Consider the following 18,138-nt stretch of genomic DNA (forward strand, 5'->3'; position numbering starts at 1 on the left):
CGTTCAAGTTCCTCGGACCTCGGCATAAGCACCGGCCTGACGTTTTCATTGGATGAGGTCTCGCCACTAAGTGAGCCCTCTGCTCCTGCGCAAGTCTCGGCGTCGCCCCGGCAGGTTTCGGCAAAGCGAGACGACTCTGGCTTTTTTACCGTAACTTTGGAGGCCACTGAGCGGCCTTCCCACCGAATTCCGAGCGCGCCGGCGAACCTGAATAGTGCCAACGTGCGGTGGCTCTCTGCTGGCGAAACCATCGAAGTGGCGGGCGAAAATATCACTATTGGCCTGATCTACGTCGGGGAAGATAAAAACAGGCGCTATGGATCTTCGGAACCGTCACTGATCAACCCGAGACTGAAGGTCGCACGGGGCATCGTCGATATATCTGAGCGTCTGGGCAGCGTGATCCGCACGATCTTCCTGCTCAACTGGATCGGTAGCCGCGAGTTGCGCCAGGAAGTCACTGCGAACACCAATAAAATCGAGTCCTACAACGGTTTCTCGAAGTGGCTTTCGTTCGGTGGCGACGTGATTGCTGAGAACGATCCGGACGAACAGCAAAAACGTCTGCGCTACAACGACATGATGGCCTCATCGGTGATCCTGCAGAACACTGTGGATATGATGCGTATTCTGCAGAAATTGGCCCGAGAGGGTTGGCAATTCACCGACGAGGACGTGTCCTTCCTCAGCCCCTACCAGACCAGCAACGTCAAGCGCTTCGGCGAATTCAACCTCAAGCTCAACCGGCCACCGGAGCCCTGGATCAAGGACTCGGTGTTTCAACAAGCTGCCGGCTCGCTGCGGGTGATCACACCTCGCCAGCTAGATACCGAGAAAACCACATGATCAATGTTCCTCCCCCATCCTTTCGCGTTACGCCGTACGGCGAAGTCGATGCGGTGGCGTTGGAAAACCTGCGCGCCGCCTTCGACACCTCTCAATTGCTCTGGCTGGCTGATCGATTGGATGCCTGCTTGCTGGAACTGGGCGGAGCCACCGCCATCCGCGACGAGCTGCTGAGATTGCATGCGATGGTTCTGACGATAGTTGAGGGCATCGCTCTTACGGTGCCTGCCGAGAGTGCCTGTATCTGGGCAGAGGCCGAATCTCTACAGACGGATCTTGAGGCGCTGGTTTCCTGGGCTCGCACTGCTCAGCTCCTCATTGCGCCGCTTATCAGTCTTGCACCAAACCGCGAGGCATGAGCACTCTGGCCGATTTCGCCCAGATTCAACTGTTTCTGACCATGGCTGGAGTCGCCCGCAAGTAGATCAACTCACCAGTCAGTTCTACGAGTGTCTGAGTGATCACAGCCGCCGCGGCCAGCGCGCGAATGGACTCTAGGAGCGCCAACCCCAGGGGAAGCACTGCAAGCGAGTTGCGAGTGTCTGAACTGAAGGCCGATAGATTGAGGTGGCGTCAATGTGTGCTAGTGCTGCTTTCTAGCGAGAGCGCCCATGACCCAAAATGTAGTCTGCAAATTCGCTCAGGCTAACGAATCGCTCAGGACTACTGATGGCATCGCGTTGTAGGTGGAATCCATGTATTCCCAGCCTATCGGGACCGAGCACATCGGCCTCCAATGTATCGCCAATCATAGCAATGGAAGACGCTTTGCAATCCAACCGCTTTACCAGATGATCGTAGATCGCCGGCTCCGGTTTGATCGCGCCCACCTCGAAGCTCCAGGCATAGGCGTCAAACTCAGGCAGTAGCAACATGGCTGGTATGGCATAGGGGGTAGCCAAGTTGGAGCATAGCGCCACTTTTAGCCCCGCTCTCTTAAGGCTTTCCAGTGCCCGCAGAGCGTCATCATAGGGACGCACGCTTGCCAGTTCCGCGTAGAGATCAAGCTCCAGAGTAGCAAGCTCAACGTTACCTAGTTGTGTACCAAACAGATTGGCGGCGCCGGCCAGCCCCACGTTTTGTGTCATCAATGTCCTGGCATCATCGGCCCTAGGTTGACGACCTTGGCTGCGTGCCTGTTTTAAGAGGTTGCGAAATGGCCGCCGCCGTTCACCGATTTGCAGGAGCGTGCCATAGACATCAAAAATTACGGCTTCTATCAAAACAGAGTACCTGCGCTTAGGCTTTTGCACGGTTCGGTATTCATCAAAATGAAGCGGCCGAGCATCGAACAATGGAGGCATAGGCTAGGCCAGCAGGCGGTATCTGCGCGAGCTACTTTTTCAGCAGCTCGCTTCAACATACATACGACCTGACATACCAGAGAACCTGACAGAAATGTAATGGTTACTTCAGCCTTTGGTCAGGACGCTTTGCATATATTGGCTGTCAGACGCTGCAAGCATTGAAAAACCGCAAATGTCCCTGCAATAGGCCAAGTTCGTCGCTAACCAATCCATAAGGTGCCCCGTATGTCCTCTCAGCAGTGCCATCACCAGCCCGACCAAACGAAAGGTACTGCAGCACTCACAGACCCCGTCTGCGGGATGAAGGTGGAAGAGGATAGCGAGCATCAAGAGCATTATCAGGGAAGCACTTACCGCTTCTGCAGCCAGGGTTGCCAGACCAAGTTTCGTTCCGACCCTGCTCGATATCTCGCTGCACCGCAGGCTCATGGGACCTCCTCTCGGGCATCTACCCCACCCGCACAGAAACCACCCGCCGGTGATGCAACGACAGAGTACACCTGCCCGATGCACCCTGAGATCCGCCAAATGGGTCCAGGTGATTGCCCTATCTGCGGGATGTCATTGGAACCTCTGATCCCTGAACTCGACGAGGAGGAGAATCCCGAACTCAAGGACTTCTCGAAGCGATTCTGGTGGTCTCTGCCCCTGACCGTAGCAGTAACCCTGTTGGCAATGGCGGGACATGCGATACCGCTGTTTCACGGCGCTAGCCAGAACTGGGTTGAACTAGCCCTTACGACCCCGGTTGTCTTGTGGGCAGGTTGGCCATTTTTCGTGCGCGGTTTCGCATCAGTTAAGCATCGCAGCCCAAACATGTGGACGTTGATCGGGCTTGGCACAGGGGCTGCGTATATTTACAGCATCGTAGCAACCGTCTTACCGAGCATATTTCCAGAGTCATTCACTGTGGGCGGCCGGATAGGCGTTTACTACGAAGCCGCAGCGGTCATCATTTCACTGACGCTTTTAGGTCAGCTGCTCGAACTGAAGGCCCGCTCTCAGACATCTTCCGCAATCAAGTCCCTGCTTGGCTTATCACCCAAAACAGCTCGCCGTATCGCCAAGGATGGTTCCGAGGAGGACATCCCGCTCACACATGTTCACGAGGGCGACCATCTGCGCGTTCGTCCTGGTGAAAAGGTACCCGTTGATGGAGAGGTGTTAGAGGGCGAGAGCGCCGTCGACGAATCCATGCTAACGGGCGAGCCGGTTCCGGTGACGAAGCGGACAGGCGATTCGCTTATCGGCGCGACGATGAACACGAGCGGCTCGCTTGTCATGCGAGCCACCAGGGTTGGCTCCGGGACTATGCTTTCACAAATCGTCCAGATGGTTGCGAATGCGCAACGCTCCAAAGCACCCATGCAGCGAATGGCGGACACGGTTGCGGGTTATTTCGTGCTGACGGTCATTGGTATCGCCTTGCTGACATTCTTTGCATGGGGCCTGTTTGGACCCGAGCAGGGCTGGGTATTCGGCCTGATCAATGCAGTTGCGGTTCTGATCATTGCTTGCCCTTGCGCACTTGGCCTTGCAACGCCTATGTCGATCATGGTTGCCACAGGCAAAGCGGCTGGAAGCGGAGTGCTTTTCAGAGACGCAGGCGCCATCGAGAACGTCCGTAAGGTAGACACGCTGATTGTCGATAAAACAGGAACCTTGACCGAGGGCCGACCTGTCTTCGATCGGGCCATAGGCGTCACGCCGTTTGACTCGCAGGAAGTCATCCGTTTGTCTGCCAGCTTGGATCAAGGTAGTGAGCATCCCCTAGCCCACGCGATCGTAGACCATGCCAGAAGCGAAGGTATCCAGCTGGCGAAGCCAGAGACCTTCGAGTCAGGGTCAGGTATCGGAGTCCGTGGTCTGGTGGAAGGCAAGCAGCTACAACTAGGCAACACCGCGCTTATGGAAGATGCGGGTGTGAGCGTCGAGCCGTTGAGAGATCAGGCAGAAAAAATGCGCGAGAGCGGTACCAGCATTGTGTACCTGGCTGTTGATGGGGCACTTGCCGGCTTGCTGGCCGTATCGGACCCAATCAAACCGACTTCCAAGGAAGCTGTAGCGCGGCTCCAAGCGGAGGGCGTGCAAGTCATCATGGCCACCGGCGACGGGCTTACCACTGCCCGCGCGGTGGCTCGTGAGCTATCGATCGATGAGGTGCATGGCGAAGTGAAGCCGCAGGACAAGGAGGCGCTGGTGGTTAAGCTACAAGCCCTAGGTAAAGTAGTCGCCATGGCAGGCGACGGAATAAATGATGCGCCGGCGCTCGCCAGGGCTGATGTCGGCATAGCGATGGGCACGGGCACTGACGTCGCCATGAACAGCGCCCAAGTTACGCTCGTTAAAGGTGACCTGATGGGGATACTGCGCGCGCGCACGCTTTCGGTGGCGACAGTTCGCAATATGCGTCAGAACCTTCTGTTTGCATTTATGTACAACGGGTTGAGCATCCCGATTGCTGCAGGTCTGCTCTATCCGTTCTTTGGACTGTTGCTGTCTCCGATGATTGCTGCCCTGGCCATGAGCCTCAGCTCAGCATCGGTTGTGTTCAACGCCCTCCGGCTCCGTCAAGCGCGTGTAATTTGAAGCCTGTCGGCTTAGGCTTCGGTTGCGAAGCGACCGATTGCCTCATTGATTGCTCATGAATTGCCCCGTAAGCTGAAAATATGAAGTCCTACATGCGCTCCTTCCTTATCCTGCTGCTAGTGCTCGCGCTTCCGATCAACGGGATGGCGCAATTGCTAATGCCGATTGGGTCGTCAGCGCATCACGTTATGCTTGATATGGAAGGCATGGACGCCATGGCAGCCAACCACGCATTGATGGCTGGCGTCAGCGGCGCTGAGCCCGAGTGCTGTGAAGGGCATGAGCAAGGGAAGACGACCGTCTGCAAGACGGGACAAGAATGCAAAACCGTCAGCCTTCTTCAGATCGTTGCTGCAAAGGCGCAGCTGGTCCCTGCGGGTAAACCGGCGAATACGCCCTATAACGACCAGGTACTTTCCCGCCATCTGGACGCCGTCTGGCATCCTCCCCGCGTCTGATTCCGATCAAATTCTAGGAACCGCCCGGATGTGAGCATTCGGGCCGGCTACCGCGCGCCTTCGGCTCGCATGGAAGATCAGGAATCCTGTCTAAATGAAACCCCGTATCCGCTGGGCGCCTCCCTACGTGGCCGCCTTGATCATCGGCGCGCTCTCATTCCCCGAGCTCGCGTCAGCTCTAACCGTAGAACAAGCCCTGAGCTTGGCTGAGCAAGACGCGCCTTCGCTGGATGCGCAAGCCGCCAATCTCAAAGCCGCACGCAGCGCTGCAATCCCTGCCGGCGAGCTCCCTGACCCTAAACTTAGGCTTGGGCTGCAAAACGTTCCCATTGAAGGTGACTCGCGCTGGCAATTGGACCAAGAGGCCATGACCATGCAAATGGTTGGGGTCATGCAAGATGTGCCAAACCGAGCAAAAAGGCGCGCCCGTGTCGAGGCTGCGCAGGCTAGCGTTGCACTCGCAGACGTTCAGCAAACCATTGAACGCCTCAGTGTGCGCCAGGCGACCGCCGAGGCATGGATCGCCAGCTTCGCGGTCGAGCAGAAGCTGAGCCTTTTCAAACAGCTCTACAGCGAGAATCAGCTACTTTCGCGGGCTGTTCAGGCGCGCATTGCTGGCGGCGGAGGGCAAACCGCAGACAGCGTACTTCCGAAGCAAGAGGCAGCATTGCTTGCTGAACAAGAGGATGAGCTGCTGCGCAACCAAATTGTTGCGCGTGCCGACCTTCGCCGCTGGATAGGCGAGCCAGCAGACCAGCCGCTTACAGGCGACTGGCCGCGATGGCTTACCGACGTTGATCACTATCAGCACAACCTGAACCGCCATCCGGCTTTGCTCGCCTTCGACCCGATGACTCGCGAAGCTGAGGCAAAGGTTCGCCAGGCCATCGCTGAGAAAACACCGGACTGGAGTTGGGGAGTCGATTATCTACGTCGCGGCAGAGAGTACGGCGACATGGTCAACCTCAGCGTCAGTTTCGACCTGCCGCTGTTTACCAGCTCTCGACAGGATCCAAAGATCGCGGCTGAGCGAGCGCGCCTCACACAGATCGAGGCGCAGCGCCAAGCGGCGTTGCGTATGCATAACCAGGAACTGGCCGCCGACCTGGCGGAATATCAACGCCTTGACCGCGCATTCGCACGAGTTGAAGAGACCCTACTGCCACTCGCTGAGGAAAAGGTCCGCCTTGCCATGGCGGACTACCGCGCCGGAACTGGCGAACTGACCGCAGTGATCGATGCGCGCCGCCAGCTTGTCGAGACTCGCCTACGTCGTATTGACGTAGCCCGCGACCGATCGCTGAGCAACGCCCGCCTGCATTTTGCCTTTGGAGATACCCGACCATGACACTTCAACTCAAGCGGCTGGCCGTCGTCCTAAGCTTTCCGCTGATTATCAGTACGGCGAGCCTTGTCGCTCTGTCTACTTCTGTCTTTGCCCAAGCGGCAGATGAAGGCAAGGAGGTGCTTTATTGGTACGACCCGATGTATCCGCAACAGAAGTTCGATGAGCCAGGAAAGTCCCCATTCATGGACATGGATCTAGTCCCGCGCTATGCCGATGAGGGAGGCGACGGGGCGTCGATGAGCATCGACCCGAGCGTGACGCAGAACCTTGGCATGCGCCTGGCGACCGCAACACGTGAGTCAATTAGCCAATCGCTCGAAGCCACAGGTGCATTGATGTTTGACGAGCGAGACGTGGCTGTCGTGCAGGCGCGCGCCGGGGGCTTCGTCGAGCGCGTCTACGACCGAGCGCCGGAAGACGTCATTGAGAAAGGGGCGCCGCTTGCAGATCTGCTTATCCCTGAGTGGGCTGCTGCACAGGAAGAGTACCTGGCACTGAGAAAGATCGGCGAACCCCAGCTGCTCGCAGCAGCCCGTCAGCGGTTGCGCCTTGCTGGCATGCCGGCAGAGGTCATTGCGCAGCTGGAACGGACCGGCAAGGCACGCCCCGTTTGGACCGTGACGAGCCCGATCGGTGGCGTATTAGAAAGTCTTGATGTCCGCGAGGGCATGACCGTACCCGCCGGCGCATCTCTTGCGCGCGTCAATGGGCTGGACACGGTTTGGCTAGAAGTAGCAGTACCAGAGGCGCAGATTGCACATTTAGCGCCGGGACAATCAGTCACAGCGCGCCTACCCGCTTTTGCAGGTCAATCTCTGGAAGGCACGATCCAGGCGGTACTGTCGCAGGCCAACCTGAATAGCCGCACGGTACGTGTCCGGGTCGAACTGCCCAACCCGCAACAGCGGCTTCGCCCCGGCATGACGGCCGAGGTGACCTTGAGTCGCAACGTTGAAGATGTCTTGGTCATTCCGTCCGAGGCGGTCATTCGCACCGGACGGCGAGCATTGGTGATGCTGGCTGAGGATGAAGGCCGTTACCGCCCGGTTGAAGTTCGCACGGGCCGTGAATTCGATGACCAGACAGAGGTACTGGAAGGACTGGAAACCGGCCAACAGGTGGTGGCGTCCGGTCAGTTTCTCCTCGATTCCGAGGCGAGCCTACGCGGGCTGACCGCTCAGGGTTTGGAGGAGCCTGCAGCTTCTACCGGACCTGCGCTGCACGAGGCTGAAGGTACGATAGTCAGCCTGGAAGATGGCATGGTTGGCCTGTCGCATGGGCCGTTCAAGACGCTGAACATGCCTGGGATGACCATGTCCTTTCCGGTTGCCGATCAATCCCTGCTGTCAGGCTTGCAAATCGACGACCGCGTCCGTGTCGGCGTGCGTGAAAGCGACGAAGGCCTGGTCATCGAGCGCATCGAGAAGCTCGGGGGCCAGCAATGATTGCAGCCATAATCCGATGGTCGGTGGCCAACCGCTTCCTGATCCTGCTGGCTACTGTGTTCGCGGTGGCCTGGGGTGTCTGGTCGGTCAAGAACACCGCTGTTGATGCGTTGCCTGACCTTTCCGATGTTCAGGTCATCATCCGCACGCCATACCCAGGGCAGGCGCCCCAGATTGTCGAGAATCAGGTCACCTACCCGCTGACGACCACCATGCTGTCTGTCCCCGGCGCGAAGACGGTCCGCGGCTATTCCTTCTTCGGGGATAGCTACGTGTACGTCTTGTTCGAGGATGGCACAGACCTCTATTGGGCCCGTTCTCGGGTACTGGAGTACCTGAGTCAGGTGCAGAGCCGGCTTCCCGCCGCCGCCAAACCCGCCTTGGGCCCTGACGCCACGGGGGTCGGTTGGATCTACCAATATGCTTTGGTAGACCGAACGGGCAAACATGACCTCTCGCAACTGCGCTCTTTGCAAGACTGGTTTCTGCGCTATGAACTCAAGACACTGCCCAACGTGGCGGAAGTCGCACCCATAGGCGGGATGGTCAAGCAGTACCAGGTCGTACTGGATCCTATACGCATGGCCAGCAGGGGCGTGACGCAGCAGCAAGTCGCTCAGGCTATCGATGAGGCCAACCGTGAAACCGGCGGGAGTGTTCTGGAACTTGCAGAAACCGAGTTCATGGTTCGTGCGACAGGGTATCTGGAGACACTCAACGACTTTCGAGCCATTCCTTTGCGTCTCGACGCCGGCGTGCCCGTGACGCTAGGGGACGTTGCGCATATCCAGCTCGGCCCGGAAATGCGCCGGGGTATTGCCGAGCTTGATGGCGAAGGTGAGGTAGTCGGCGGCGTGGTGATCCTGCGTAGCGGCAAGAACGCTCGGGAAACCATCGCTGCCGTTCAAACCAAGCTCGATGAGCTCAAAGCGAGCCTTCCCGAAGGCGTCGAAATCGTCACGACTTACGACCGTAGCAAGCTGATCGACAGTGCCGTTGAAAACCTCACCCACAAGCTCATCGAGGAGTTCATCGTCGTTGCGCTGGTTTGCGCACTATTCCTGTGGCATCTGCGCTCATCTCTGGTCGCGATCGTTTCGTTGCCGATCGGCATATTGATTGCCTTTGTGATCATGCAGCGGCAAGGCATCAACGCCAACATCATGTCGTTGGGTGGCATCGCGATCGCGATCGGAGCGATGGTCGATGCGGCAATTGTCATGATCGAAAACGCCCACAAGCACATCGAGGGCTGGCACAAGCGGCATCCTGGCTCCACCTTGAAGGGCCAGGAGCACTGGAAGGTCATTACTGACGCGGCTGTTGAAGTGGGGCCGGCATTGTTCTTCAGCCTGCTGATCATCACGCTGTCGTTCATTCCAGTGTTCACCCTGGAGGCGCAGGAAGGCCGGCTGTTCGGTCCACTGGCGTTCACCAAAACCTATGCAATGGCAGCCGCCGCGGGCCTGTCTGTCACGCTGGTTCCGGTGCTCATGGGGTATTGGATCAGGGGCAAAATCCCTGACGAACACCGTAATCCACTCAACCGTGGCCTCATCTGGATCTACAAGCCGGCCCTGGACGCGGTACTGCGCTGGCCCAAGATGACTCTGCTGGTGGCTGTTCTGGTCTTCCTGACAGGCTTGTGGCCGGCCTCTCGCCTTGGTGGGGAGTTCTTGCCCCCGCTGGATGAAGGTGACCTCCTTTATATGCCCACTGCGCTTCCAGGCCTCTCCGCTCAGAAGGCTTCTGAGCTACTGCAGCAGACGGACCGGCTCATAAAAACGGTTCCAGAAGTTGCACACGTGTTCGGTAAGGCTGGTCGAGCCGACACCGCTACCGATCCCGCCCCGCTGGAAATGTTCGAGACGACCATTCAGTTCAAGCCGAAGGATCAATGGCGCCCTGGGATGACGCCTGACAAGCTGGTTGAGGAGTTGGATCGCACCGTACAGGTACCTGGATTGGCCAATCTGTGGATCCCGCCGATTCGAAACCGTATCGATATGCTGGCGACGGGTATCAAGAGCCCGATCGGGGTGAAAGTGTATGGCACTGACTTGGCACAGATCGACAAAGCCACCCAGGCAGTGGAAAAAATCGCCAAAACGGTGCCTGGGGTCAGTTCGGCGCTTGCTGAGAGACTGACCGGCGGCAGGTATATCGATGTGGATATCGATCGTGTCGCCGCCGCACGCTACGGCCTGAATATCGCGGACGTGCAATCGATCGTGGCCGGTGCCATCGGTGGTCAAACCATTGGTGAAACCGTGGAAGGGCTCGCCAGGTATCCGATCAACCTCCGCTATGGCCGCGAGTGGCGCGACTCGATATCCGATCTGCGCAACCTACCGATCTACACGCCGCAAGGCAGCCAGATCACGTTGGGGACCGTGGCCAAAGTACAGGTGACCGACGGGCCGCCAATGCTTAAAAGCGAAAACGCAAGGCTGTCGGGCTGGGTTTACGTCGATGTTCGTGGCCGCGACATGGCGGCTGTGGTGGGCGATCTGAGGGAAAAGATCAGCAAAGGGGTCCAGCTCGAATCCGGCATGAGCATCAGCTATTCCGGCCAATTCGAATTCATGGAGCGAGCTAACGCGAAGCTGAAGCTCGTCGTGCCGGCTACCTTGCTCATCATTTTTGTCTTGCTCTACCTCACGTTTGGGCGCTTTGGGGAGGCGTTGCTGATCATGGCCACGCTGCCATTCGCCCTAACCGGTGGCGTCTGGTTCCTCTATTTGCTCGGGTACAACCTATCCGTAGCGACAGGAATCGGTTTCATCGCACTGGCAGGCGTTTCTGCTGAGTTCGGCGTCATTATGCTGCTGTATTTGAAGAACGCATGGACAGATCGGGTTAACGCTGGAGCCCATGGCGAAGGCGTACTGCTCGACGCAATCCGCGAAGGCGCTGTGCAGCGGGTGCGCCCCAAGGCCATGACCGTAGCAGTGATTATCGCCGGTCTGCTGCCCATCCTCTGGGGTAGCGGAACCGGCAGCGAAATCATGAGCCGCATCGCCGCGCCCATGGTGGGCGGGATGATCACCGCCCCTTTGCTCTCCCTGTTCGTTCTGCCGGCAGCTTACCTGCTGATGCGCCGCCGGCAATTGCGAGTTACCACCCAGCAAGCAACCAACCCCACTGGAGAACATCCATGAACATTAAGCACATCACCCTTGCCTCACTCTTCCTGGTGCCAGTCGCCTATGCCGCCGACAAGGAGCCAATGGACGGCATGCCGATGGATCACAAAGGCATGAACATGCCAATGGACCAGAAGTCGGCGGGACAGACCGCTACAGCCATCGGCACAGTCAAGAAAGTAAACACCGAGAGCGGCACCGTGACCATTGCACACGGCCCGGTCGAAGCGCTGGGTTGGCCTTCTATGACGATGGGCTTCAAAGCGAAGCCTGATCAGCTCCAAAAGTTGAAAGAAGGGGACCAGGTCGAATTCGAGTTCTCCTCGAAGGGCATGGATTCCACCATTACGCGTATCGAAAAACGGTAAGCACAGAAAGCGACCGCCGCAGACGCGGCGGTCGTACCAACAAAAAAATGAGCGATTACAGCTTTGTAACCTTGGCAACAGCTTCTTGTAAGTAGCAAGCCTTTAATCTACAGGCATCAACTAACCAAGAGGTGCAAACCATGAACCGTATAACCAAAGTAATCGTTCCTTTTATTCTGACCGTTGCGTCTTCTCTTGCAATGGCCGAAGGCGGAAGCGATCGGACAATGCATCGCCTAAATGATCCTGCAGGATCCAATCTCACTCTTAAAGAGCTTGTCAAAGAAGGCAAAGTGCTGAGCATCGCACCTGCAGGGGCGACCGGTACGACTGAAATGATTCAGAACTATCGGACTACTGCAAAAGTTCAGACATATGAAATGAAGGTAAAGACCCCAGACGGGAAGATCCATACGGTAGAGTTCCTGAGCACCCCAGTTGGCGTGAACAATGGCTAATCTGCCAAGCCTAATATCCGAGGGATAGTTAGATGAGCAGCATAATATCCAAGATTAAAAGCGTACTGCAGCGCAATCCGGTCGTAACGGGGTTAACCGCAGCTGTGGTTGGCTACATGCTACTGAACCAAAGCACTGCGGCGTTGGCAACAACGCTGCCAAGCCTGCTCTTTCTCTTGCCCTGCTTGTTGATGATGGTCGTATGCATGAAGCATATGTCTAGCGGTAAGTGCGACAAGCCCAAGGAGCCCAACGTTGGCGAAAACACCTTGTTAAGCAAAAGCGAATAACCCACTGAACTTGGAGATTTAACATGCGAAAGGCCATCACCGTTACAGCAATCGCAATCACCTTGGCGAGCGGACTGAGTTTCGCAGCGGCAGATAAAGCGGACCAAAGCCATTCAGAAACCGGCATGATGAGCGGCGACAAGCATATGGAAATGATGGGTGACATGCGTGGAATGATGAAAGAGTGTCGTGAGATGATGGGGGCCGCCAAAGCCGACCACTCGCAAAATGGCGAAAATCCAGACGCAGCATAGGATATGAGGGTGTGAGTAACAATGATCGAAGCAGGTGGGGGGTGCCCCACCTGCTTTTTTGTGCTTGATGGCCTAACCAGGACCGTACTGATGGGAAAAGTGTCACTGACGAGCAGAATGGCGATAGCTTTCATGCTCGTGGTTACGGTTGTGCTGCTGGCGGCCGCAATCAGCTTTAATTATTTTTGTCAGCTCCATTTCGAACGCAAAGATGCACAAGTGCTTAATGAAAAGGCCGCTGCAGTAGAGCGTACGCTACTCAACAGCTCAGCATTCGGGCCTGAGACCGCTTCAAGGATCGATGCCGTTATTGAGCACTCCTTTGGCTTCGCGACTGCGGTTGTAGTAGACGGTAAGACGGTTTACTCCCATCACAATCTGTCTGAGAGCTTGCTACCTCTTGTCACAGACATCCAAGAGGAACGCTGGACGGTAAGTTTCGGTGGCCACCAGTACAGCGGAATTACCAGAAAAGTAAATCGGTGGGTAGAAGGGCAGGACACTGTTATCTATTTGGCTTTGGATGTAACGCACCGAATCCACTTCTTCGATATGATTCAGCAGTGGTTTGCTTATACGCTTGTCGTTAGTGCACTTCTGAGTGGCGCGTTAGGTGTTGTTCTGATCAGGAAAGGCTTAAAACCAATAGACGAACTGTCCAAGACTTCTTCTACGGTAACCGCCCACTGCTTAGATACCAGAATTCCAACCGAGTCGGTGCCAGGCGAGCTGCATGAACTCGTAGACAACTTCAACGAAATGCTTTCGCGCTTGGACGACTCTTTTCTCAGATTGTCAGGTTTCTCAGCGGATATCGCGCATGAGCTAAGAACGCCGCTGAACAGCATGCTTACCCAAATGGAGGTCGCGCTCTTGCGCGACCGCGAGAATACCGACTACAAAGACATTTTGTATTCCGCCCTCGAAGAACTTAGGCGCATGTCAAAGATGGTCGATGACATGCTATTCCTCGCCAAGGCGGACAACGGGAAGATTACGCCCAATGCCGAAGATGCCAGCATGGCTGAGATTACCGCGAGCGTTATCGAATATTACGAGCTTGCAGCCGAGGACAAAAAGGTAGAAATCGCGCTTTCAGGCGATGGATCGGTACATGGCGATAAATCGATGCTGAGACGGGCCGTCTCAAACATAGTCTCTAACGCAGTTCGATATGCAGAGGAAGGCAGCACCATCAGCGTTGAAATAAGCGAGAGCGGTGGCTCGGTTTGCACAGCCATATCCAACCGAGGCACAACGATTCCAGCCGAGCTTCAGGCCCGAGTGTTTGATCGATTCTATAGGGTCGACACCGCAAGGCGCGAAGGAACCACCATGAATGCGGGCCTCGGCATGGCTATCACTCGTTCGATAGTCGAAGCGCACAAAGGGCGCATCGCTTGCGAATCAGCTGAGGGGCATACGACTTTCACAATGACGCTTCCAAAGCTTATGTCTAGTTAATGGCAGAGTGCCAGCAACGACCCTGACCTACGCTCATAGAAACGCCAGGCTGAACCGAAAGAGGCCGAGACTTTCGAAGCTGTATGTTTGGTTCTGGAGGTTCCCGTGGAAGCGTCCTCATCGAGAAAATGCGGTACGACAGCCGCAGCGCTCAACGAAGCGTGCTTCTGCGTAAGCCTAGATCAAGCTGCGCTCGCAGACGCATTGACTGAACAGCTTGGGGATCCAGAGCTGTCGGAGCTATTGAAGTCACGTTGCCCCCATGTATTTGCTGCACGACCGGTCTTTGTTTCATCCTTGCAGCTGAGCCAGGTGAGTGAGGTTATTCAGGCCATCGAGCAGACCGTGAGCTTGCCGGGTTGGCGAGAGCATGCTCTGGATTCTGCGCCTCCTATTGCGCGACACGACCCTCGGGGTGCGCGGGGCGTCTTCTTTGGCTACGATTTTCATCTGGAAGAGGACAAGCTGGGGCTTATCGAAATAAACACAAATGCGGGCGGAGCAATGCTAAACGTATTGCTCGCCCGCGCTCAGCGCAGTTGTTGCAGCGGCGTAGTCGGACTATCGCCAGGTCAGGAAGGGGCCGACGGCTTCGAGCAGTCGATTCTGGATATGTTCGTCCAGGAATGGTCTGCGAGCGGCGAGCAGGCACCGCTCAAGCGCGTGGTGATTTTGGATGAAAGCCCACAAGCCCAATACCTGTACCCGGAGTTTCTTCTTTTTCAGCGGTTATTCGAGTCAGCAGGAATCGACTGCATAATCGTAGACCCAGCCGATCTAGCCTTTCACAACGATTGCCTCATGATCGACGGAAAGCCTGTGGATCTCGTTTACAACCGACTCACCGATTTCTATCTGGAACGCGACAATTGCAGCGCGCTGCGCAGCGCTTATTTGGCTGATGTCGTGACGGTAACGCCACACCCTCAGGCCTATGCCCTTTACGCCGACAAACGCCGGCTGGTTGACCTAACCAACACACTTTTTTTGGAAGAGATTGGCGTCGATCAGCAAGTCCGAGCCGTATTGGCCCAGTACGTCCCGCTTACGGTTCCTGTCGAGCATCGCAATGCGGAGCACCTCTGGCAAAACCGCCGTAGCCTCTTTTTCAAGCCTGTCAGCGGGTTTGGTAGTCGCGGTGCGTACCGAGGAGACAAGCTCACCAAGCGGGTTTGGGAAGAAATCATTGGCGGAAACTACTTGGCCCAGTCCCTTATAGCTCCTGGCGAGCGTAGAACCGTCGCCGACCCTCAGGTACGACCAATGAAGTTTGACCTGCGCGCGTACGCTTATGCTGGCGAGGTGCAGTGGAACGCTGCCAGGGTCTACCAAGGCCAAACGACCAACTTTCGAACGGAGGGGGGCGGCTTTGCTCCTGTGTTTACCTTAGGCGAGGAAGAGGAGCTGGCCGGTTCCACAAAGCAACTATCGCACGCCTCGTTCACTTTCTTGCTCGACGAAACCGGAGCCATAGAAAAGCTGCCGCACCCGCTCTATCTCGCGTTGGTTCGAGCCGAAAGGGCTACTTCGAAGCTTGCCGGTAAGCGTTTTCGATTGGCGGACTGGTATGTGGCAATGGAAGACGGCCAACCGTCTAAGGTCATCCGAGAGTGGTACGGGTGGGTAGCGTTCGACGCAGATGGCGGTTACCACCCTGAACGTGGTTCGCCGAAAAACGACGAGTCGGATGGTGATGACAATGTAGATTCAACCGCTCTACCGACACGGGAAGAACACGATCGAATTGAGGGACTGTTGTTTAAAAGCGAGTGAGAGCCTGTCTCGCACAGCCCAGAGGTTCCTTACGGGCGCAGAGCCAAAGGAAGATTGCTTTTTCACTCACCTTTCAGGGCCATCATTAAACCCTTGAATGCGCCGTTCAGCCGAGTAAATGCAGCCTGGAAACGAATCGAATTTTCCGCATATTTTGCTTGTTCAACCTGAACGTCGACTGTGTTCTGATCAAGCGACGGTTGATTGGGAACCCTGTAGAGTAGGGCCGCATCGCTAAGAGTAACCTCCAAGCCACCAGTATTTATATGACTCTGGTTAGTTTTGGCCAGTGAAAACTCAGTGTTAATTGCCTGCTTGTTTTGAGCGGCAAGCACCGAGGCAAAATTCAAATCCCTGGCTTTGAAATTGGGTGTATCAGCATTGGCTATATTGTTGCTCAGCACCTCTGCTCTTTTGGCAGTGTAGAGGAGCGTTTTTTCTGGCCCGCCTACAGCCTTTTCGAAACTAATCCTCATCAACGATCCTATCAAGTTGGGAGAAAACCAGTGCTGATCAGAATTACGTCGATCAGCCCCATAGGATTTACGCCCGACCTGGCACCTGGTCGGGCGGTGCAGAGCCAGAGAGCGTTGTAATCGTAATCCTGGAAGAGTAGAGAATTATTACTGATGACACTCCCTATCAGCCGTCATCAGCTTATGCTCGCGAATCATTTGTTCCAGTACGTCGTCTACCAATTTGTCGTGCTTCTCCATCCAAGCCAAATGCTCCTCGGTAGAGACGTTTGGTCCTGGATGATCTTTATGGAGCTGGCTCATCATTTCTTCGAGCATTCCCATATGTTCTTTCATATGCACTTGGCGCTCGCAGACTGGCGCTTTCTCTGCTTGAACCAAAACCGCTTCAGCTTTATCGCGCAGTTGCTGAAGGCGCTCGAGAGTGCGGTCGCTTCCTCCTTCAGCCAAAGCCATGGGAGACAGCATCAGCGATCCGACAAGGTAAAAAGGTATCAACGATTTCATAGAGGTGACCTCCGTAGTGAAAGCTGCGGCCGTTGCTACTGAGCCTGTTTCAATGGACTAGAACCATTTTATGCCGTGTCTTGGACCATCTACTTCTGCAGATTAGTTAATCTACCCTGTCATGAAGCTGAGCTAGTGATTACATTTTTGTAAGCTATCGGTTTTTTGACCGAGCGGCCGCTCACCCGCATAAACTGGTAGCTCATTACCAGAAATCACCAGCACGGGTATTTCATCCCAAGCCAGCTCGATCAACCGGTAATAGCCGGCGTTATTTCGATTGCTCTCGTGCAGTCTCTTCCCGCTCCATACGTTCACGCACGCCGCCTTCCACACCAGTGCCAGAGTGCATTGGCTTGTAAAGCGAACCCGTTGTTGGCGGTGCTGGCGGAGCTTTTTCGATCTGCCAGCGGTGCGCGATGTTCGCCGCGATTCGCTCGGTGAGAGAGGGGAACAGCGAATGCGAGATCACTGCGCCCCGGGCTTTCCAGCCTACCGGCAGACGTTTGCGCGGGTTGACCGAGACCCAGGCGATGGCTTCAACCACCTGCTCAGGGCCGTCCATTGCGGCCATGCGTGGCGTGCCGCCGGTGTAGTTGGCCGCGTGTTCCCAGAACGGTGTGTCCACAGCCCAGGGCATAACAGTGGCGACACTAATAGTCTCGCTGCCGCTCAGGCGAATCTCCTCGGCGATTGCTGCCCCGAGATTCATCACTCCACCTTTGGTCGCTGCGTAGGAGGCATGGTAAGCCAGCGGTATCTCGCTCTCGACCGAGCCGACGTTGACCAGCGTGCCGAAGCCCTGAGTTCTGAACTGGCGCATGGCCGCGTGGCTTCCGTAGATCACGCCCTTGAGATTGACGTCCACAACCCGCGCATGGTCCTCGACGGGGACGTCTTCGAAGCGCCCCAGTGCTCCGACCGCTGCGTTGTTGATCCACACGTCGATACTGCCGAAGCGTTCGATGGCGGCTTGGGCCAGGCCTTGTATGTCGGCTGGTTTGCTCACATCGGTGGTCACTACGAGTGCCGACCCTCCTGCCTCGCGTATCTGCGTAGCCAGTTCTTCGAGCACCGCGGTTCGGCGGGCCGCCAGCACCACGTCGCCTTGCAAAGCGGCAAGCCTGAGCGCCACGCCGCGACCGAAGCCACTGGAGGCACCAGTGATGACGAAGGTTTTGCCAGCTACGCTTGGCTGGTCGCTTGGTTTCAGGCGTGGGGAAACGGCGCAGCCACTGAGTTGCAGGGCGGTAAGCAGAAGCAGCAGCAAAGCCAATCTCTGCGATGAGAAGATTCGCAAAACCATTATTGGTTCTCCTGGCAAAGTCATACGGCCGAATGGTCCGTAACTCCAGTGTTGTACGACTGCCTTGTGCCAGCGCCGCCGCAGGACAGGCGAATAGAACTTT

16 protein-coding genes and 2 pseudogenes are annotated in these 18,138 nt (G+C 56.3%); 13 read left to right on the plus strand and 5 right to left on the minus strand.

From position 1 onward, the window contains the following. Nucleotides 1-381 precede the first annotated feature (381 nt). Nucleotides 382-846 (plus strand): annotated as a pseudogene (locus tag ACX1DW_RS21380) (Tn3 family transposase); the annotation flags it as partial. Then, nucleotides 843-1,205 (plus strand): Tn3 family transposase post-transcriptional regulator TnpC, encoded by a 363-nt coding sequence (tnpC, locus tag ACX1DW_RS21385; protein WP_458992351.1) that lies wholly within the window; start codon nt 843-845, stop codon nt 1,203-1,205. The pseudogene ACX1DW_RS21380 and the gene tnpC, both read left to right, overlap by 4 nt. Before the next feature lie 25 nt (nt 1,206-1,230). Here tnpC and ACX1DW_RS21390 read toward each other — a convergent pair. Together ACX1DW_RS21390 and ACX1DW_RS21395 are read right to left on the minus strand one after the other, a co-directional pair. After that, a pseudogene (locus ACX1DW_RS21390) lies at nt 1,231-1,401 on the minus strand (arsenic resistance protein); the annotation flags it as partial. Nucleotides 1,402-1,442: 41 nt separating this feature from the next. Beyond that, nucleotides 1,443-2,150 (minus strand): HAD family hydrolase, encoded by a 708-nt coding sequence (locus ACX1DW_RS21395; protein ID WP_230697813.1) that lies wholly within the window; start codon nt 2,148-2,150, stop codon nt 1,443-1,445. A 228-nt stretch (nt 2,151-2,378) separates the two neighbouring features. On the opposite strand from ACX1DW_RS21395, the gene ACX1DW_RS21400 reads away from it, so the two are divergent. The 11 genes from ACX1DW_RS21400 to ACX1DW_RS21450 all read left to right on the plus strand — a co-directional run bounded on the left by ACX1DW_RS21400 (nt 2,379) and on the right by ACX1DW_RS21450 (nt 15,746). Beyond that, a complete protein-coding gene (locus ACX1DW_RS21400; RefSeq protein ID WP_458992352.1) occupies nt 2,379-4,742 on the plus strand; it encodes a heavy metal translocating P-type ATPase in 2,364 nt (787 codons plus the stop codon). Between the two features lie 80 nt (nt 4,743-4,822). Further along, a complete protein-coding gene (locus ACX1DW_RS21405; protein ID WP_021210264.1) occupies nt 4,823-5,200 on the plus strand; it encodes a hypothetical protein in 378 nt (125 codons plus the stop codon). A gap of 94 nt (nt 5,201-5,294) precedes the next feature. Next, nucleotides 5,295-6,548: a TolC family protein gene (locus ACX1DW_RS21410; protein WP_458992353.1), complete on the plus strand. Its 1,254-nt coding sequence runs from the start codon at nt 5,295-5,297 to the stop codon at nt 6,546-6,548. After that, the gene (locus ACX1DW_RS21415; protein WP_392631294.1) at nt 6,545-7,993 is read left to right on the plus strand and encodes an efflux RND transporter periplasmic adaptor subunit; all 1,449 of its coding nucleotides are present in this window, start codon (nt 6,545-6,547) and stop codon (nt 7,991-7,993) included. Before ACX1DW_RS21410 ends, ACX1DW_RS21415 begins: the two co-directional genes overlap by 4 nt. Then, the gene (locus ACX1DW_RS21420) at nt 7,990-11,154 is read left to right on the plus strand and encodes an efflux RND transporter permease subunit (RefSeq protein ID WP_458992354.1); all 3,165 of its coding nucleotides are present in this window, start codon (nt 7,990-7,992) and stop codon (nt 11,152-11,154) included. Before ACX1DW_RS21415 ends, ACX1DW_RS21420 begins: the two co-directional genes overlap by 4 nt. Beyond that, nucleotides 11,151-11,507 carry a copper-binding protein gene (locus ACX1DW_RS21425; protein WP_045423044.1) on the plus strand — a complete coding sequence of 119 codons (357 nt, stop codon included), beginning with the start codon at nt 11,151-11,153 and terminating at the stop codon, nt 11,505-11,507. The genes ACX1DW_RS21420 and ACX1DW_RS21425 overlap by 4 nt, the downstream gene beginning before the upstream one ends. Nucleotides 11,508-11,647: 140 nt before the next feature. Continuing rightward, a complete protein-coding gene (locus ACX1DW_RS21430; protein ID WP_312479606.1) occupies nt 11,648-11,965 on the plus strand; it encodes a co-regulatory protein PtrA N-terminal domain-containing protein in 318 nt (105 codons plus the stop codon). A 32-nt stretch (nt 11,966-11,997) separates the two neighbouring features. Continuing rightward, entirely contained in the window at nt 11,998-12,255 is a 258-nt protein-coding gene (locus ACX1DW_RS21435) for a DUF2933 domain-containing protein (protein ID WP_003292647.1), read from the plus strand. Between the two features lie 23 nt (nt 12,256-12,278). Then, nucleotides 12,279-12,509 carry a hypothetical protein gene (locus tag ACX1DW_RS21440; RefSeq protein ID WP_003292646.1) on the plus strand — a complete coding sequence of 77 codons (231 nt, stop codon included), beginning with the start codon at nt 12,279-12,281 and terminating at the stop codon, nt 12,507-12,509. Between the two features lie 90 nt (nt 12,510-12,599). After that, on the plus strand, nt 12,600-13,973 hold the full coding sequence (locus ACX1DW_RS21445) for a heavy metal sensor histidine kinase (protein ID WP_003292645.1): 1,374 nt from the start codon (nt 12,600-12,602) through the stop codon (nt 13,971-13,973). 105 nt (nt 13,974-14,078) lie between these two features. Next, nucleotides 14,079-15,746 (plus strand): ATP-grasp domain-containing protein, encoded by a 1,668-nt coding sequence (locus ACX1DW_RS21450; protein ID WP_458992355.1) that lies wholly within the window; start codon nt 14,079-14,081, stop codon nt 15,744-15,746. Nucleotides 15,747-15,808: 62 nt separating this feature from the next. Here ACX1DW_RS21450 and flgB read toward each other — a convergent pair whose 3' ends face one another. From flgB to ACX1DW_RS21465, 3 genes are all read right to left on the minus strand, one after another. Next, entirely contained in the window at nt 15,809-16,222 is a 414-nt protein-coding gene (gene flgB / locus ACX1DW_RS21455; protein WP_046164420.1) for a flagellar basal body rod protein FlgB, read from the minus strand. Nucleotides 16,223-16,369: 147 nt separating this feature from the next. Further along, nucleotides 16,370-16,729 carry a co-regulatory protein PtrA N-terminal domain-containing protein gene (locus ACX1DW_RS21460; RefSeq protein ID WP_003298785.1) on the minus strand — a complete coding sequence of 120 codons (360 nt, stop codon included), beginning with the start codon at nt 16,727-16,729 and terminating at the stop codon, nt 16,370-16,372. A gap of 271 nt (nt 16,730-17,000) precedes the next feature. Continuing rightward, nucleotides 17,001-18,035: an SDR family NAD(P)-dependent oxidoreductase gene (locus ACX1DW_RS21465; RefSeq protein ID WP_003298783.1), complete on the minus strand. Its 1,035-nt coding sequence runs from the start codon at nt 18,033-18,035 to the stop codon at nt 17,001-17,003. Nucleotides 18,036-18,138 lie beyond the last annotated feature (103 nt).

It is taken from the genome of Stutzerimonas sp. KH-1, from assembly GCF_054483855.1.

Excerpts from the sequence above, each read along its gene's own strand:
- tnpC (WP_458992351.1), top strand. The coding sequence starts at position 843 with ATGATCAATGTTCCTCCCCCATCCTTTCGCGTTACGCCGTACGGCGAA.
- ACX1DW_RS21395 (WP_230697813.1), bottom strand. The coding sequence starts at position 2,150 with ATGCCTCCATTGTTCGATGCTCGGCCGCTTCATTTTGATGAATACCGA.
- ACX1DW_RS21400 (WP_458992352.1), top strand. The coding sequence starts at position 2,379 with ATGTCCTCTCAGCAGTGCCATCACCAGCCCGACCAAACGAAAGGTACT.
- ACX1DW_RS21405 (WP_021210264.1), top strand. The coding sequence starts at position 4,823 with ATGAAGTCCTACATGCGCTCCTTCCTTATCCTGCTGCTAGTGCTCGCG.
- ACX1DW_RS21410 (WP_458992353.1), top strand. The coding sequence starts at position 5,295 with ATGAAACCCCGTATCCGCTGGGCGCCTCCCTACGTGGCCGCCTTGATC.
- ACX1DW_RS21415 (WP_392631294.1), top strand. The coding sequence starts at position 6,545 with ATGACACTTCAACTCAAGCGGCTGGCCGTCGTCCTAAGCTTTCCGCTG.
- ACX1DW_RS21420 (WP_458992354.1), top strand. The coding sequence starts at position 7,990 with ATGATTGCAGCCATAATCCGATGGTCGGTGGCCAACCGCTTCCTGATC.
- ACX1DW_RS21425 (WP_045423044.1), top strand. The coding sequence starts at position 11,151 with ATGAACATTAAGCACATCACCCTTGCCTCACTCTTCCTGGTGCCAGTC.
- ACX1DW_RS21430 (WP_312479606.1), top strand. The coding sequence starts at position 11,648 with ATGAACCGTATAACCAAAGTAATCGTTCCTTTTATTCTGACCGTTGCG.
- ACX1DW_RS21435 (WP_003292647.1), top strand. The coding sequence starts at position 11,998 with ATGAGCAGCATAATATCCAAGATTAAAAGCGTACTGCAGCGCAATCCG.
- ACX1DW_RS21440 (WP_003292646.1), top strand. The coding sequence starts at position 12,279 with ATGCGAAAGGCCATCACCGTTACAGCAATCGCAATCACCTTGGCGAGC.
- ACX1DW_RS21445 (WP_003292645.1), top strand. The coding sequence starts at position 12,600 with ATGGGAAAAGTGTCACTGACGAGCAGAATGGCGATAGCTTTCATGCTC.
- flgB (WP_046164420.1), bottom strand. The coding sequence starts at position 16,222 with ATGAGGATTAGTTTCGAAAAGGCTGTAGGCGGGCCAGAAAAAACGCTC.
- ACX1DW_RS21460 (WP_003298785.1), bottom strand. The coding sequence starts at position 16,729 with ATGAAATCGTTGATACCTTTTTACCTTGTCGGATCGCTGATGCTGTCT.
- ACX1DW_RS21465 (WP_003298783.1), bottom strand. The coding sequence starts at position 18,035 with ATGGTTTTGCGAATCTTCTCATCGCAGAGATTGGCTTTGCTGCTGCTT.